Here is a 14,436-nt window from a genome sequence, read left to right as displayed (position 1 = left end):
ACGATCTACCATTCGAAAATTGCTCATCGCAGAACCGGTCATATGGCTGGAGAATCAATCTCTCGATTCTAATCGATATCCCTCGCGTGCGCTAAGTCCGACAGGCTGCTAGGTTGAGATTTGAGAGCGGCGGCTGCAACCGGGGCGGATCTTCACGCACTTGCGTCAGGCCGCGTCTACTCATCTGCGCACGCGGCTTCGTCTGTCAGCTTTCCGCTATATTCACGTCGCCTTGGTCTCTGGTGACTGCCTTTTGGAAAACAGTCGCAACATGACGTCGGCTATCGCAGCCGTGTCAGGGGGTGAGCCGGAAAGGTCTTGGTAGCGTCGGCGGCTCAGCCGAATAGTTCGCCGAATGCCTCGGCTTCCACGCCGGTTTGCCGGGAGCCTCGAAGCGGAACGTCAGAAACCTGGGGCCAGGCGAAGTGATCGCAACGATGAGCGGCAGCATGCAAGTGCCGGCGCCTTGTTCCAGGACATATTGCGGTGAGCAGGGGCGCGCAGACCTGCCTCGCCTGGTCGCCCACCCCGGCTGTAGAGATGGTGTATGGTCGACAACGGCAGTTTGGTGCAGGATGCGACCCGGTGTGGAGCGTTGTCCTGCGGAGACTGTTCATGAAGGGTACACCTCGCCACGGTCCCACATGGCTGTTGGCTAGCACCAGGCTCGCTTTTTATGTCCGGGCAGGCATGGCTCGTTCGATTCGCAGTGGCCTATCGAGCGACGTTTCGGGTCTGTGCACGTCTGGCTCGACAGGAAATGGCGATGATTGCAGACACGCCCAGGCGCTGGTACGCCGTTGCAACACAGCCCGGCCGCGAAACCCTGGCCAAGGCGCATCTCGAGCGGCAGGATTTCGACTGCGTTCTGCCGATGCAGGAACGCACCGTCAGACACGCGCGGCGCGTGAGCACCACGCGCGCCTCGTTCTTCCCTGGTTATCTGTTCGTCGCGCTGGACCTTAGCGTTGATCGATGGCGCTCCGTCAACGGCACGGTTGGCGTGCGGCACATCATCTCTGCGGGCGACCGACCTGTTGCCGTACCGCGCGGCATGGTCGAAACCCTGCAAGCGGCTATGGACGAAGCCGGTCTGATCAGAATAGAAACTCACGGTAGCAAAGGTGATAAGGTTACCTTGCACAAAGGTCCGTTCACCGGGATGGTCGGCGAATGGGATCGGATGCAAGGCTCGCAACGGGTTCGGGTGCTTTTGAACCTGTTGAACGGTCAGGTTCCAGTGGTCGTTGAAACGGGTTCGTTCCTGTTGATCGCCCGCTGACGGGCTCGGCAGAACGCCGCATGACGCATTCGCGCGCACTTCCCGGTTTCACCGGGGAGTGCGGTAGCCGTGCGCAAGTGCAAGACGGACAAGGAATGTCGCATGATCGATCCTGCGTCTTTTGCGAGTTGCATCGCGGTACCGATTTGTCCGATCTAGCTGGCGCAGAGGCTCTGCGGCACCGGGCGTCGTCGGTCCTGGCGCGTGCGTGGTTTCAGCTGGCCGCCGGGCTGTTCCTCGCCGTGCTGATGCCGGTCCTCGTACGATATGAGGCCTATCCCGGCATCCCGACCCCGGGCAGTGCCTGGAACACGATCTTCGGGGTCGTTCTGGCCCTGGCGGGGGGCTTCTACGCCCTCAGGCAGGTGACCCGCTTCCCGGGCGTGCGCGCAACCTCCTACGTCGTACCGTGCTTTACCGCGACCTACGGGTTTGCGCTTGTCGCCTTCTTCTTTTTGCGGCTCGACTACACAAGGTCGCTCTTCCTGGCGAGCTTCACGATCTGTGTGATCTGGTTCTTCCTCGCGATGATGCTGACAAGGTTGCGCACCCGGGCCTCCTTCGCCGTCATTCCAATGGGCTCGGTCGCGCGGCTTACGGAAGTGGAGAGCGCCGACTTTCACGATCTGGCAGCCCCAGAATTTCCGGCGCGGCCGGTCGACGCGCTGGTGGCCGACTTTCATGCGGATCTGCCGGGAAAATGGGAGCATTTCATTGCCGACTGGGTTCTCGCCGGCCGGCCGGTCTATCACGTCAAGCATGCGCTGGAGACGCTGACCGGGCGGGTCGACATCGAGCACCTCTCGGAGAACAGTTTTGGCACGCTGCAGCCAGCGCCAGGTTACCGCAAGATCAAGGCGGGTCTCGACATCCTGGTCGCGCTCCTGCTCCTGCCGGCCTTCGCCCTTCTGACCCTCGTCGTCGGGGTGGCGATCGCGCTGGATTCGCCGGGGCCGATCTTCTTCCGTCAGGAGCGGGTCGGCTATCGCGGCAGGGTCTTCCGGGTCTACAAGTTCCGGACCATGGCACATGTCTCGCACACAGGCGGTGACGCCCGGCAGAACGCGATGACACTGAACGAGGATCCGCGCATCACCCGTCTCGGCCGGTTCCTGCGCCGTTCGCGGATCGACGAAATCCCGCAGCTTCTCAATATCGTGAAAGGTGAGATGAGCTGGATCGGCCCAAGGCCCGAGGCGAAAGCCCTCTCCAACTGGTATGAGGGGGAGCTGCCCTTCTATCGCTACCGTCACATCGTGCGCCCGGGGATCACCGGCTGGGCGCAGGTCAATCAGGGTCATGTCGTGGAAATGCACGATGTCCTCGGCAAGCTCCATTACGATTTCTACTACATCAAATATTTTTCGCCCTGGCTTGACGCCTTCGTTGCGATCCGGACCGTCTGGATCATGCTGCGCGGGCTGGGAGCGCGGTGAGGGGGATCACCCGGCCATCGAACCGATGGGTGGCTGGCGGTCTTGCCGTCCTTCTCCTGGTTGCGGTGGCGCTGGTCGTCTGGTTTGGATTGTTCGACAATTACCAGCTGCCGGTGCCGCGCGGGATCGTCGACGGCGACAAGATCGGCCATGTCGCCGGCTTCGCGCTGGTGGCGCTCGCCGCGGGACTGCTGTTTGGGGCGGGCAGGCGGTTGTCCATTCTTCTGTGCATCGCGGCGGCGGTGCTGGAATGCGCTCAGCTGGCTTTTCCAACGCGCCAGTTCAGCGTGGGCGACGCGCTTGCGAGCCTTGTCGGGACTGGTCTTGGCCTGACCGCCGCCATTGCCCTTGCGGCGCTGGTCCGGTGGGTGAATGGCGGCTTGGCTGCTTTGCGGGATGGTGGAACCGAGCGTCGGCGTAAGCAGCCTTGAGTTCTGCCCGGTGACGCGGCCGGCACGGGGTTGCGGCATGGTCTGATTGGGGGCGTTATCGCACCTTCGAAGCAACGCATCGGTGCGATACGTGGCGTTATCGCGCATTTGGGCGGGGAAGCGACGCCGACAGATGCAGACGTTGATAGGGAACGACAGCTGATATGAAGATCGTCATGGTGGGCGCCGGCTATGTCGGCCTGGTCTCCGGCGCCTGTTTCGCCGATTTCGGCCACTCGGTCGTCTGCGTCGACAAGGACCCGGAGCGGCTGGAGCAGCTGAGGAATGGCCGTATCCCGATCTACGAGCCTGGTCTCGAAGACCTCGTCAAGACCGGCGTCCAGCGCGACCGGCTTCGTTTCGACGACGACCTCGGCGCTGCGGTCGCCACGGCCGATGTCGTCTTCCTCGCCGTCGGCACGCCATCCCGGCGCGGCGACGGCCATGCGGACCTGTCCTACGTCCATGCCGCGGCGGCCGAGATCGCCCGCGCGATCCACCGCTATACCGTCATCGTCACCAAATCGACCGTGCCCGTCGGCACCGGCGACGAGATCGAACGGATCGTGCGCGAGATCAATCCGGCGGCCGAGTTCGCCATCGTATCCAACCCGGAGTTCCTGCGCGAGGGTTCGGCAATCGAGGATTTCCGGCATCCGGACCGGGTGGTGATCGGTACCGACGACGAGCGGGCGAAGAAGGTGATGGACGAGGTCTACCGGCCCCTGTCGCTCAACCGCGCGCCGATCTTCTACACCGGCCGGCGCAGTGCGGAGCTGATCAAATACGCCGCCAACGCCTTCCTGGCCATGAAGATCACCTTCATCAATGAAATGGCCGATCTCTGCGAGGCGCTCGATGCGGACGTCCAGGACGTGGCACGCGGGATTGGCATGGACGGTCGGATCGGCCCGAAATTCCTGAACGCAGGCCCTGGTTATGGCGGGTCCTGCTTTCCGAAGGACACGCTGGCGCTGGTGAAGACCGGTCAGGATGCTGGCGTTCCCGTCAGGCTCGTCGAGACAACGGTCGCGATCAACGATCAGCGCAAACGCGCCATGGGGCGCAAGATCGTGCAGGCCTGCGACGGGAGCGTTCGCGGCAAGACGATCGCCCTCCTTGGACTGACGTTCAAACCGAACACGGACGACATGCGGGATGCGCCATCGCTATCGATCATTCAGGCATTGAAGGACGGCGGCGCGACGATCCGGGCCTTCGACCCGGTCGGGATGGAACAGGCGAGGAAGATCCGCGACGATATCGAGTTCTGTGATGACGCTTATGCCGCAGCGAACGGCGCCCATGCGCTCGTCATCGTGACGGAATGGAACGAGTTCAGATCGCTCGACCTGCCACGTCTGCGCACCGCCATGTGTGTGCCCGTGCTGGTCGACTTGAAGAACATCTACGAGGGACCGGAACTTGCGACGAGTGGTTTCCGTCATGTGCGCGTCGGACGAGCCGAGACCGGGGAACTGCGCGGTTCGAGCGAACTTCGCCGTGCTGGCTGAAGGAAGGGGCATGGACGGTTTTTGCTATGCTGCTCGCCAGCCGAGCCTCTTGAGCGCCGTCTCGGTCAAGCTGAATACGGCCCGCCACCATCTCTCGACTTGATCCAAGCTTTTAGGGCGAGCTGCGGAAAAATGGCATTCATCCCGATCATCCTGAGCGGCGGATCCGGCACCCGTTTGTGGCCGGTATCGCGTAGATCGAAGCCGAAACAATTCCTCTGTTTCGGCAGTGACCGTTCGCTCTTCCAGAACACGGTTCTGCGGTGCCGGTCGGCCGTTTTCGATGCCCGTCCGATCGTGGTCGGATCGGACGACCATCGTTTCCTTCTGGCCGAGGATCTTCTCGAGATCGGAATCGAGGCCGACATCCTCCTCGAGCCCGAGGCGCGCAATTCATGTGCCGCGATCGTCGCGGGATGCCTGCAGGCAAGGCGCCGGTCGCCAGACGCGAAAGTCCTGGTTCTCGCCGCCGATCATTTCATTCCGGATGCCGGAGCGTTCGCCGAAGCCGTGGAGCGCGTGAAGAAAGACGTCGACGCCGGTCGTCTGGTGACGTTCGGTGTCAAACCCACGCAGCCCTCGACGGCCTACGGATATATTCTTCCCGGTGAGCCGCTTGCCGTCGCCTGCAACGTCGAGCGGTTCGTCGAAAAACCGATCCGCGACATCGCTCGGGCCTATGTCGCGGACGGATACCTATGGAACAGCGGGAACTTCGCTTTCAGGGCCGACGTGCTGCTCGAGGAAGTCGATCGCCATGAGCCGAATGTCGTCAAGGCCGTGTCCGACGCCTTCGACACGGCGACGCGCGATCTCGACTTCTTGCGGTTGGACCCGGAAAGCTTCCGTGCCGCACCCTCGATAGCCTTCGACAACGCGGTGATGGAAAGAACCGCGCAGGCCGCTGTGATGCCGGTAAACTATGACTGGTCGGACGTCGGCAGCTGGGATGCGGTGGGCGGCACCGTTGGATCGGACGAAGACGGGAATGCCATCATCGGAAGCGGCATGGTGATGGATGGGCGGAACAATCTCGTTCATTCGGAAGGCCGACTGACAGCTGCGATCGGTGTCGACGACATGGTCGTGGTCGCCACGCGCGACTGCGTTCTCGTCACGCCAAAGCACCGGGCCGAAGAGGTCAAGGTACTGGTCTTCCGGTTGCAGGAGGAAGAGCGTCCCGAGGCGAACGAGTCGCTGAAGATTTTTCGGCCATGGGGCAACTACGAACGATTGGATATCGACGATGGATATCAGGTCAAGCGTATCGTCGTGAAACCCGGCGGCATCCTGTCACTGCAGAAGCATCGTTTCCGCGCCGAGCACTGGGTCGTCGTGCAGGGACATCCAGAGGTCGAAATCAACGGGGCGGTCCAGACGCTTGACCCGAACCAGTCGATCTACGTGCCGCTCGGCGCAGTGCACCGGTTGTCGAACAGGGGACGTGAGCCCGTCGTCCTCATCGAAATCCAGACCGGCACCTATCTCGGCGAAGACGATATCATCAGACTGGAGGACACCTACAACAGGGTCGCTCCCAAGGAAGGTCAGGCAGCATGAGTAGAAAGCGAGCATTGATCACCGGCATCACGGGCCAGGACGGATCCTATCTCGCGGAGCTTCTGCTTGCGAAAGGCTATGAGGTCCACGGTATCAAGCGCCGGTCGTCCTCCTTCAACACCGGGCGGATCGATCATCTTTATCAGGACCCGCACGATGAAGGCGTCCGCCTTACGCTGCACTATGGCGACATGACGGATTCGACCAACCTGATCCGCATCGTTCAGGAAGTGCAGCCGGACGAGATATACAATCTGGCTGCCCAAAGCCACGTCCAGGTAAGTTTCGAAACAGCAGAGTACACCGCGAATGCCGATGGGACAGGGACGCTGCGTCTGCTGGAAGCGATCCGACTCCTTGGCCTTGCCAAGCAGACGCGGTTTTACCAGGCGTCGACTTCGGAACTGTACGGCAAAGTGCAGGAAGTGCCGCAATCGGAGACCACGCCGTTCTATCCTCGCTCTCCCTACGCGGCAGCCAAACTCTACGCCTACTGGATCACCGTGAATTATCGCGAGGCGTACGGTATCCACGCATCGAACGGCATCCTGTTCAACCACGAAAGCCCGATCCGCGGTGAGACCTTCGTGACGCGCAAGATTACGCGCGCGGTCGCTGCCATCAGTCAGGGGCTTCAGGATAAGGTGTATCTCGGCAATCTCGGTGCCGAGCGGGACTGGGGACATGCCCGTGACTACGTGGAGGGCATGTGGCGGATCGTCCAACATGACGAGCCGGACGACTTCGTGCTGGCCACCGGCCGGAAGGCGTCCGTGAAGTCGTTCGTCGAGGCCGCGTTTCGGCATGTCGGGACACAGATCGAATGGGAGGGTACGGGATCCGCGGAGATCGGCCGCGACTCGCGTTCGGGAACTGTCATCGTCGCCGTCGATCCTCGGTACTATCGGCCAACCGAAGTGGATCTGCTTATCGGCGATCCCTCGAAGGCTCGGCGGCTTTTAGGGTGGGAAGCAACCACGTCGCTTGAGGAGATGGTGAAGGAAATGGTCGAGGCCGATCTTCACGCGGTTAGGAGGGAAGCCGATTTCCGCCGCCTTGACGAAGACAGGGCACGGCCTGCGCGCCGCGCGTGAGTTTTAGTCGAACGGATTCGCGCCCAGAGAAGCAAGGAAAAAGACAGTGGCAGGCCAAACCTACGACCTCACAGGCAAACGCGTTTGGGTGGCTGGCCACCGCGGGCTCGTTGGGTCTGCGCTGTTACGCCGACTGGCAAAAGAGGATGTCGCGCTGCAGACCGTCGGCCGCGAGGCCGTCGATCTGCGACGGCAGGCGGCCGTAGAAGAGTGGATGCAGTCAAACCGGCCACAGGTCGTATTCATGGCCGCGGCGAAGGTAGGCGGCATCCATGCCAACAACATTCACCCGGCGGATTTCATTTATGAAAATCTGATGATCGAAGCCAACATCGTGCATGGCGCCTATCTGGCGGGTGTAGAGAAACTGGTGCTGCTCGGCTCTACCTGCATCTATCCGAAGATGTCGCCGCAGCCGATCCCGGAGGAGGCTCTCCTTACAGGCCCGCTGGAGCCGACAAACGAGTGGTATGCGATCGCCAAGATTGCCGGTATCAAACTTGCGCAGGCTTATCGGCGTCAGCACGGCTGCGATTTCATTGCCGCTCAACCGACAAACCTTTACGGGCCGGGGGATAATTTCGACCTGAATTCGAGCCACGTCCTGCCTGCCCTCCTACGCAAGGCGCATGAGGCGAAGGTGAACGGCTCTTCGGCAATGTCTATCTGGGGCACGGGCAAGCCGCTTCGTGAGTTTATGCACGTTGACGATCTCGCAGATGCCCTAGTCTTCCTGGCGGTAAACTATAGTGGTGATGGTCATGTAAACGTAGGTTCCGGCGAAGAGGCATCGATTCAGGAGCTTGCGGAGACGATTAAGGCCGTAGTGGGATTTCATGGTGACCTAGAGTTCGATGCCACCAAGCCCGACGGAACGCCGCGCAAGCTGACGGACACCTCGAAGCTTCTAAAAATGGGCTGGCGGCATTCGATCGGCCTGCGACAGGGACTGGAGTCGACATATGACTGGTTTTTGAAGCATGTCGCCGTCGATGAAAAACAAGTCCCCATTCAGTTAAATGCACGCTGAAGAAAAGGTATGAAGATTTCGGTTTTGACCCCCGCGTGGAACTCGGTGACGACTATCAGGCATACGCTAGACAGCTTTCTCACGCAGGATCACGCCGAGAAAGAAATGATTGTCATCGACGGAGCGTCGACCGACGGCACCGTGGATGTTGTGTCCGAATACAGAGAAGACGGGATCCGCCTGGTGTCGGAGCCAGATAGGGGAATGTACGACGCGCTTAACAAGGGACTCGCCCTCTACCGAGGCGACGCGGTCGGCGTGCTAAATTCGGATGATACGTATCATGGGGCTCATGCACTATCGCGCATAGCGGAAGCGCTTGAACGTATTGAGATTGTACATGGACACCTTGATTTCGTCACAGACCACGTCTCGAAACTTATAAGGCGGGGATGGCGAGCGACTTCACAACCCACCACGGGCTTTAGGACAGGCTGGATGCCTGCGCATCCGACCTTTTACGTGTCACGCTCGGTCGTTGATGCGGTCGGACCTTTCGACCTCAGGCTCAAGACAGCATCAGATTATGACTGGATGCTACGTGCAGTTGAAGTCCATGGTTTTCGGACCTCGGTGGTGGACGCCGTTCTCGTCGACATGATGCACGGTGGTAAGAGCACTGTCAGTTTGCGGTCTCACATCGAGCACAATCTAGAGGCGCTGAGTTCGCGCCGAAGGTGGCTAAGGACGATGTTTATCGATTATGCCTTTTTCGCGAAACCGCTCCGCAAGATTGGTCAGTTTTACCCACCCAAAATCAAGTAGTGAGATGAACTGAGGCGAGAGGCACTCTGGGCTTCGTCAACTGAACTATCAAGATTAGGTCGCGGCACCGACATACAAACCCACCAGCCGCGACAGCAAAGCCGACATCTGGCGAGGCCTGAGTTCCAGCGCGAGGTGCAACACCCCCTAGCCGATGTAGGATCGGCTGGTTTCCAAGCCTTTCGGGAGTGTTGCCATGTCATGCTACGAGCATCTTTCGTCCGCCGAAAGAGAGCGGATTGCCATTCTCCTCGCGGCCGGTCATTCGAAGGCGGGCATAGCCAAGACCCTTGGCCGGTCGCGGTCGACTATCAGTNCCTTTCGGGAGTGTTGCCATGTCATGCTACGAGCATCTTTCGTCCGCCGAAAGAGAGCGGATTGCCATTCTCCTCGCGGCCGGTCATTCGAAGGCGGGCATAGCCAAGACCCTTGGCCGGTCGCGGTCGACTATCAGTCGCGAACTGGAACGCAACGCGCTGCCAGGCGGCGACTATTCGCCGGTCGTAGCCGACGGAGCCTATATCGAGCGCAGGAGGCGGGATGGCGTGCTCGAGAGTGACGGGCGTCTGCGCCAGTTCGTCATCGAGCGCCTGTCGGAAGGCTGGTCGCCGGAGCAGATCGCGGGCTGGCTGAAGAATGGTGCGGAGCCGAAATTGCGCGTGCTCGCCACCGAGACCATCTACGCCTTTGTCTATCGCGCCTCGCAGAAGGCCCAGGAGCTCTGGCGCTATCTCCTGCGCCGGCGCAGGACGCGCCGCCCGATGAGAGCACGCCTGTCACGCGATACGATCAAGAACCGCCGCTCCATCCATGACCGTCCGGCCGAGGTCGAGGATCGCCGACAGGTCGGGCATTGGGAGGCTGATCTTGTCATCTGCAAGCGCGCTCGCCCGGTTCTCGTCCTTCATGAGCGAAAGACCCGTGTGACGCTCGCCACGAGGCTGAACGGAAAGACCGCCGCCGAAACCATCGCAGCGATGACAGCCGTCTTCCGGCGTGTTGCTCCCGGCCTGCGCTCCTCGGTGACGTTTGATAACGACACCGCCTTCGCCCGCCACCGCCTGCTCGACGACCTGTTCGGCATGTCGACCTGGTTCTGCGACGCCTACGCTTCCTGGCAGAAGGGAGGCGTCGAAAACGCCAACGGACGATTGCGACGATGGCTGCCCAGATGGCTCGATCTCGACACCCTGTCCGAAGCCGATCTCCAGGACGCCATAATCAGTCTCAACACCACTCCGAGAAAATGCCTCGGCTTCCTCACCCCTTTCCAGTGCCTCCCCCAGGAACTTGGCAAGGACGTCAAAATCCGCTTCTCATGAGTATGTTGCGCTTCGCGCTGGTATCCACCGAGGGCAGTCGCCAGCGTCCGTATTTCAAGAGAAAGGCTGCGTAGGCTCATCATGTTATCAGCGAGAACGGAGCCCAGTCTAGCCTCGAAGCTTCACACCAAACGTCCCGACTGCAAACACTCACTCACCTGATGGTTACGATCCAGACGTCATCATTGCCGCACGAAATCACTGATTCCTAACTGGGAATCAATCCACTCTCATGTTCGCCGTTTCAAGCTGCAGATGTGAAGAATTAAACGCTTGCCTTTGCAAGCGTTCTGGCGGACTGGCTGCCCTGGGCAAAGCAGGAGGCACGGTCAATAAAACGACGGTTGATCATGCTCTGATACGCGGGTTGGTTACCGCCGGACTTGATGCATCGTGGAGCTGCCTCGATCTAGGATCCAGCGTCGGATGATGATCCGGCTGATAGTGCGTCCCGACGGTCCGTCTTGATGCGATCTCACGGCTTGCGCGGGATCAACGACGGCGCGACCACCACGCAGTCGTGCCCCGCCGCAGTCAATTGCCGCTGAATGCCATAGCCGCATGGTCCGGCCTCGTAGCAGAACCGCAGCGTCCTTCCAGACTGGGAGAGCTTGCTCGAAAGGCGCGTCAATGCCGCAGGCGTATTCGATATCCGCCCGTGTTCGCGAACCTCTCCGCGCCTGCCTCCAACTGCCAGAGCGACCGAGATCGTCTCCTTGTGAACATCCAAACCGATGTAGGTGATACACTCGTCCATGGCCCGTCTCCTATGCATGAGGATCGGCACCGGGATATCCGGCGCAACCCTCGATAACCTGCATACTGTGAGACGGGTCGCCCAATCTCAGGCGAACATGTGGTTTAGAGCCCACTGGACCGGGGCCGGTAACGCCGCCAGTTTAGAACATCCTATCCGCACCGCGAAATTTTCTTACGAGGTGAACAAGCAATCTGGGGGCGCTCGCGAACTTTCCGCTATTAGTACGCACATAAGATTTTGAAGGCAGCAGGTGGCCTGAAACTTGGAATGTGCAGAAATTGTTTTCAACTAGATACGCGACGGTTTATGACCTGCTCAAGTTGTCCATAGGCAGCTTTACATCAACAGGGTCATTACCGTATAGCCCGCTGCAAATATGTCCGTTTGCGGGCAATGCACACAGCCTCTGATATACTATGATCCTCCCACTGAAAGACGCACATGCAACTTAAGTATTTGGCAAAAACGGCCATTGAGAAAATGTCTGGAAACCGATTTTACCTTGAGCCTTCGACAGATCCTGGAGAGGTCAAATCTTTACTGAAGAGGCTCGCGCCGGTAGCAATTTCCCGACCGATGATACGATTGGGAAGTCAAAGCGACGGCGGCTACCTCGCGCCTGATGATCTGATGAATTTGACAGCATCAGTTTCCCCAGGTGTTTCTACGGAAGTCGGCTTCGATCTAGAGATGGCGGATCGCGGTCTCGAAGTATATATGGCGGACGCCTCCGTTAGTGGACCGCCTATACAAAACAGCCATTTCCATTTCGTCCCCAAATTTTTAGATGTCTTTGAGGATGAGACCAACATGCGTCTCGACACTCTTTGCTCTCATATCGATGCGGAATGCAGTGGCGATCGAATCCTACAGATGGATATTGAAGGCGCCGAGTACAGAGTGCTGCTCGACACCAGTGATGAGGTTCTTCGAAGCTTTCGGATCATGCTGATCGAATTTCATAATATTGACCGTCTATTTTCTGCATTCCCATTTAAATTAATAAGTGCAACCTTCCGGAAATTGCTTCGGCACCACCATATTGTCCATATACATCCCAATAATGTATGTCCCCCGCGTGTTCGACACGGTATATCTATACCGCCAGTAATGGAGTTTACATTCTATCGCAACGATCGAGTGAGCGTCGATGATTCCCGAACACTGAAATTTCCGCACGCGCTGGATCGGGATAACTTAGCTCATTGTCCAAGCGTCACTTTACCCGATTGCTGGCGGTGAAAAAGCTCGCGTTCAACTTACTAGTATTCCTTTTTAGATTCCAGAACCGGATTGTCAGCAGCCGGCTGTGGATAGGGATAAGAATTAATTTTCGCCGAGCTTACTGGAAGTCACGTCTTGCCCAAATGGGCTACCGCACAGGTATCTTCCCGAGCGTTGTGATCCATAATCCAGCTCTCGTCTCGATCGGAGAAGAATGTTCGATAGCAGAATTCGTACATATCTGGGGGGGCGGTGGAGTTGAAATCGGAGATAGAGTTCTTGTCGCAAGCCATGTTTCTATCACCTCTATGAGCCATGAACCAGAAGCAAAAATATTTGCCCTTACTGCGGTCCGGAAGCCAGTAGTGATCGAAGATAATGTTTGGATCGGGACTGGGGCGGTCATTCTATCGGGAGTTCGGCTGGGAACAGGTTGCATTGTCGGCGCGGGCGCGGTTGTAACGAATGATGTACCGGCCAACTGGATAGTAGTTGGTGTTCCAGCTCGGCGAGTTCGGCTGCGAGAAAATCCGAGCGATTGATGAGCGCCAATGTGAGGTCACTCTTCAATTTCGCTGGTCTGCATGCCGTGTCTGCAACCGTATTTGTCGGCTTGTTAGTCCAGGTTGCGCGGCCTCTTATCTCGTTGCTGACGCTGCCGCTGCTCCTTTCCCAGATTGGGCAAGGTGGTGTTGGCGTCTGGATGATCGCCCTTTCTCTAATGGGGCTTGTCGGTTTCCTAAGCTCCGGGCTCTCCATCAGCCTCGTGACCTTGGTCGGACGTGCGGTTGCGGAGTCTTCGGACAAAAATCTCCATCGTCTTGTTTCCGCTGGTGCGCTGATCGCCGTTCTTTGGGCTTTGCTAGTGCTGGCGATTATCGCTCCTGTGTCCCTCCTGATAGACTGGGCCGCCCTGCTCAATGTCCAAGATGCCGACCTGGGCCAGGAGGTGCGACTGCTGGTCCCCGTACTCGTACCTCTGCTGAGCTTTGGCATTGTGGCTTCAGTGCCACGGCAGGTAATGATAGGACGGATGCATGGTTATTTCGCTTATATGTTAGAGTTGGCTGGATTAATGTTCGGAGCTGCTTGCCTCTGCGTGGGCATCTTGTTCGATGCCCCGCTTTGGCTGCTGGCTATCGTATTCTTAACGCCGCCCAATCTGACTATGTTCAGCGGGGGGGTGGTCTACTTGTGGCGCGCGGGCATTCCTGTGATCTCTCGTCGAAATCTACACAGGAAGACAGTTAGGCTGCTTATGGCTGATAGTCTACGTATGGCCGGCTATCAGAGCGCATATGCGATCTCGTCTCAGTCTGATCTGCTATTAATCGGCGTTTTGTTAGGGGCTCCTGCGAGCGCTGCCTACGGAGTTGCCCAACGAGTCTTTTCCCTACCCGTCCTGATGGCTGCGACTGTGAATCAAGCGCAATGGCCTGCTATGGCTCGCGCGGATGCCGTCGGAGATCATGCTCAGGTGGTACGAATGTTTGGGTATACGCTTGCAATCGGTTCAGGATCTGCGACGGTGTTGGCAGTGATTGCCGCGGTTTGGTATCAGCCGCTGGTTGAGTTTTGGCTCGGACAGGGCTTAGATACCGATCCACTGATCATTGTTGGTATGGTAGCTTGGGTTTTGGTCGCGACGCTAGTAAGCACTTGCGACAGCTTGTTAAGGGCGCGACACGAAACCAACTTTTTGATGCGGAGCATGGTACTGATGTGTATACTTAATGTAGCAACGACTCTTATACTACTCCCCAAGATAGGTCCATCGGGCGCTATTTTCGGCAGCGTGACTGGATTTACTGTTGCGTTGTTGATCCCTTACCTTTTTCGTTTGCGAAGGGACTTCTGTTCGAGCGCTTAATCGTTAGCGTGGAAATAGCGTTTATGCACTGAGCCTGGATGCCTCCGGAAACTGGCGGATTTCGTGCTGACATGATTCACTGAGGTCGCGCTTTCGGGAGGGGTCGGATGGCGGGACAGATCGGGTTTTGGGACGTCGAGGATCGGCT

The 14,436-nt window shown here is 58.7% G+C and carries 12 protein-coding genes and 2 pseudogenes; 13 read left to right on the top strand and 1 reads right to left on the bottom strand.

The genetic code is table 11. The features are described from left to right. Positions 1-766: 766 nt before the first annotated feature. From nusG to VQ042_RS22060, 10 genes and pseudogenes are all read left to right on the top strand, one after another. The gene (nusG, locus tag VQ042_RS22100) at positions 767-1,282 is read left to right on the top strand and encodes a transcription termination/antitermination protein NusG (RefSeq protein ID WP_331822459.1); all 516 of its coding nucleotides are present in this window, start codon (positions 767-769) and stop codon (positions 1,280-1,282) included. A 146-nt stretch (positions 1,283-1,428) separates the two neighbouring features. After that, positions 1,429-2,718, top strand: a complete 1,290-nt coding sequence (locus VQ042_RS22095; protein ID WP_331822458.1) for a sugar transferase — start codon at positions 1,429-1,431, stop codon at positions 2,716-2,718. A gap of 65 nt (positions 2,719-2,783) precedes the next feature. Beyond that, on the top strand, positions 2,784-3,149 hold the full coding sequence (locus VQ042_RS22090; RefSeq protein ID WP_331822457.1) for a hypothetical protein: 366 nt from the start codon (positions 2,784-2,786) through the stop codon (positions 3,147-3,149). 164 nt (positions 3,150-3,313) lie between these two features. Next, positions 3,314-4,663, top strand: coding sequence for a UDP-glucose dehydrogenase family protein (locus VQ042_RS22085; RefSeq protein WP_331822456.1), 1,350 nt, complete (start codon positions 3,314-3,316; stop codon positions 4,661-4,663). A gap of 132 nt (positions 4,664-4,795) precedes the next feature. Continuing rightward, complete coding sequence (locus tag VQ042_RS22080; RefSeq protein WP_331822455.1) at positions 4,796-6,223, top strand: mannose-1-phosphate guanylyltransferase/mannose-6-phosphate isomerase; 1,428 nt, start codon at positions 4,796-4,798, stop codon at positions 6,221-6,223. Next, positions 6,220-7,317, top strand: a complete 1,098-nt coding sequence (gmd, locus tag VQ042_RS22075) for a GDP-mannose 4,6-dehydratase (protein ID WP_331822454.1) — start codon at positions 6,220-6,222, stop codon at positions 7,315-7,317. The genes VQ042_RS22080 and gmd overlap by 4 nt, the downstream gene beginning before the upstream one ends. A gap of 46 nt (positions 7,318-7,363) precedes the next feature. Beyond that, entirely contained in the window at positions 7,364-8,347 is a 984-nt protein-coding gene (gene fcl, locus VQ042_RS22070; RefSeq protein WP_331822453.1) for a GDP-L-fucose synthase, read from the top strand. Positions 8,348-8,356: 9 nt separating this feature from the next. After that, positions 8,357-9,112: a glycosyltransferase family 2 protein gene (locus VQ042_RS22065; protein WP_331822452.1), complete on the top strand. Its 756-nt coding sequence runs from the start codon at positions 8,357-8,359 to the stop codon at positions 9,110-9,112. A gap of 196 nt (positions 9,113-9,308) precedes the next feature. Next, positions 9,309-9,425 (top strand): annotated as a pseudogene (locus VQ042_RS26130) (helix-turn-helix domain-containing protein); the annotation flags it as partial. Positions 9,426-9,447: 22 nt separating this feature from the next. Then, positions 9,448-10,434: an IS30 family transposase gene (locus tag VQ042_RS22060; protein ID WP_331822451.1), complete on the top strand. Its 987-nt coding sequence runs from the start codon at positions 9,448-9,450 to the stop codon at positions 10,432-10,434. Between the two features lie 478 nt (positions 10,435-10,912). Here VQ042_RS22060 and VQ042_RS22055 read toward each other — a convergent pair. Beyond that, positions 10,913-11,191 (bottom strand): annotated as a pseudogene (locus VQ042_RS22055) (hypothetical protein); the annotation flags it as partial. Positions 11,192-11,635: 444 nt separating this feature from the next. Between VQ042_RS22055 and VQ042_RS22050 the strand changes: the two are divergent. Genes VQ042_RS22050 through VQ042_RS22040 form a run of 3 tightly spaced genes read left to right on the top strand, consistent with a single transcriptional unit; the run spans position 11,636 to position 14,288 of the window. Then, entirely contained in the window at positions 11,636-12,436 is an 801-nt protein-coding gene (locus VQ042_RS22050; protein WP_331822450.1) for an FkbM family methyltransferase, read from the top strand. Next, complete coding sequence (locus VQ042_RS22045; RefSeq protein WP_331822449.1) at positions 12,400-12,960, top strand: acyltransferase; 561 nt, start codon at positions 12,400-12,402, stop codon at positions 12,958-12,960. Before VQ042_RS22050 ends, VQ042_RS22045 begins: the two co-directional genes overlap by 37 nt. Beyond that, on the top strand, positions 12,960-14,288 hold the full coding sequence (locus VQ042_RS22040; protein WP_331822448.1) for a lipopolysaccharide biosynthesis protein: 1,329 nt from the start codon (positions 12,960-12,962) through the stop codon (positions 14,286-14,288). Before VQ042_RS22045 ends, VQ042_RS22040 begins: the two co-directional genes overlap by 1 nt. Positions 14,289-14,436: the final 148 nt, after the last annotated feature.

This window comes from Aurantimonas sp. A2-1-M11 (genome assembly GCF_036549475.1).
Lineage (GTDB): Bacteria > Pseudomonadota > Alphaproteobacteria > Rhizobiales > Rhizobiaceae > Aurantimonas.
The sequence above is the reverse complement of the archived record's forward strand: the minus strand, read 5'-3'. Positions and strand labels throughout refer to the sequence as shown.

Excerpts from the sequence above, each read along its gene's own strand:
- nusG (WP_331822459.1), top strand. The coding sequence starts at position 767 with ATGATTGCAGACACGCCCAGGCGCTGGTACGCCGTTGCAACACAGCCC.
- VQ042_RS22050 (WP_331822450.1), top strand. The coding sequence starts at position 11,636 with ATGCAACTTAAGTATTTGGCAAAAACGGCCATTGAGAAAATGTCTGGA.
- gmd (WP_331822454.1), top strand. The coding sequence starts at position 6,220 with ATGAGTAGAAAGCGAGCATTGATCACCGGCATCACGGGCCAGGACGGA.
- VQ042_RS22065 (WP_331822452.1), top strand. The coding sequence starts at position 8,357 with ATGAAGATTTCGGTTTTGACCCCCGCGTGGAACTCGGTGACGACTATC.
- VQ042_RS22080 (WP_331822455.1), top strand. The coding sequence starts at position 4,796 with ATGGCATTCATCCCGATCATCCTGAGCGGCGGATCCGGCACCCGTTTG.
- VQ042_RS22040 (WP_331822448.1), top strand. The coding sequence starts at position 12,960 with ATGAGCGCCAATGTGAGGTCACTCTTCAATTTCGCTGGTCTGCATGCC.
- VQ042_RS22085 (WP_331822456.1), top strand. The coding sequence starts at position 3,314 with ATGAAGATCGTCATGGTGGGCGCCGGCTATGTCGGCCTGGTCTCCGGC.
- VQ042_RS22060 (WP_331822451.1), top strand. The coding sequence starts at position 9,448 with ATGTCATGCTACGAGCATCTTTCGTCCGCCGAAAGAGAGCGGATTGCC.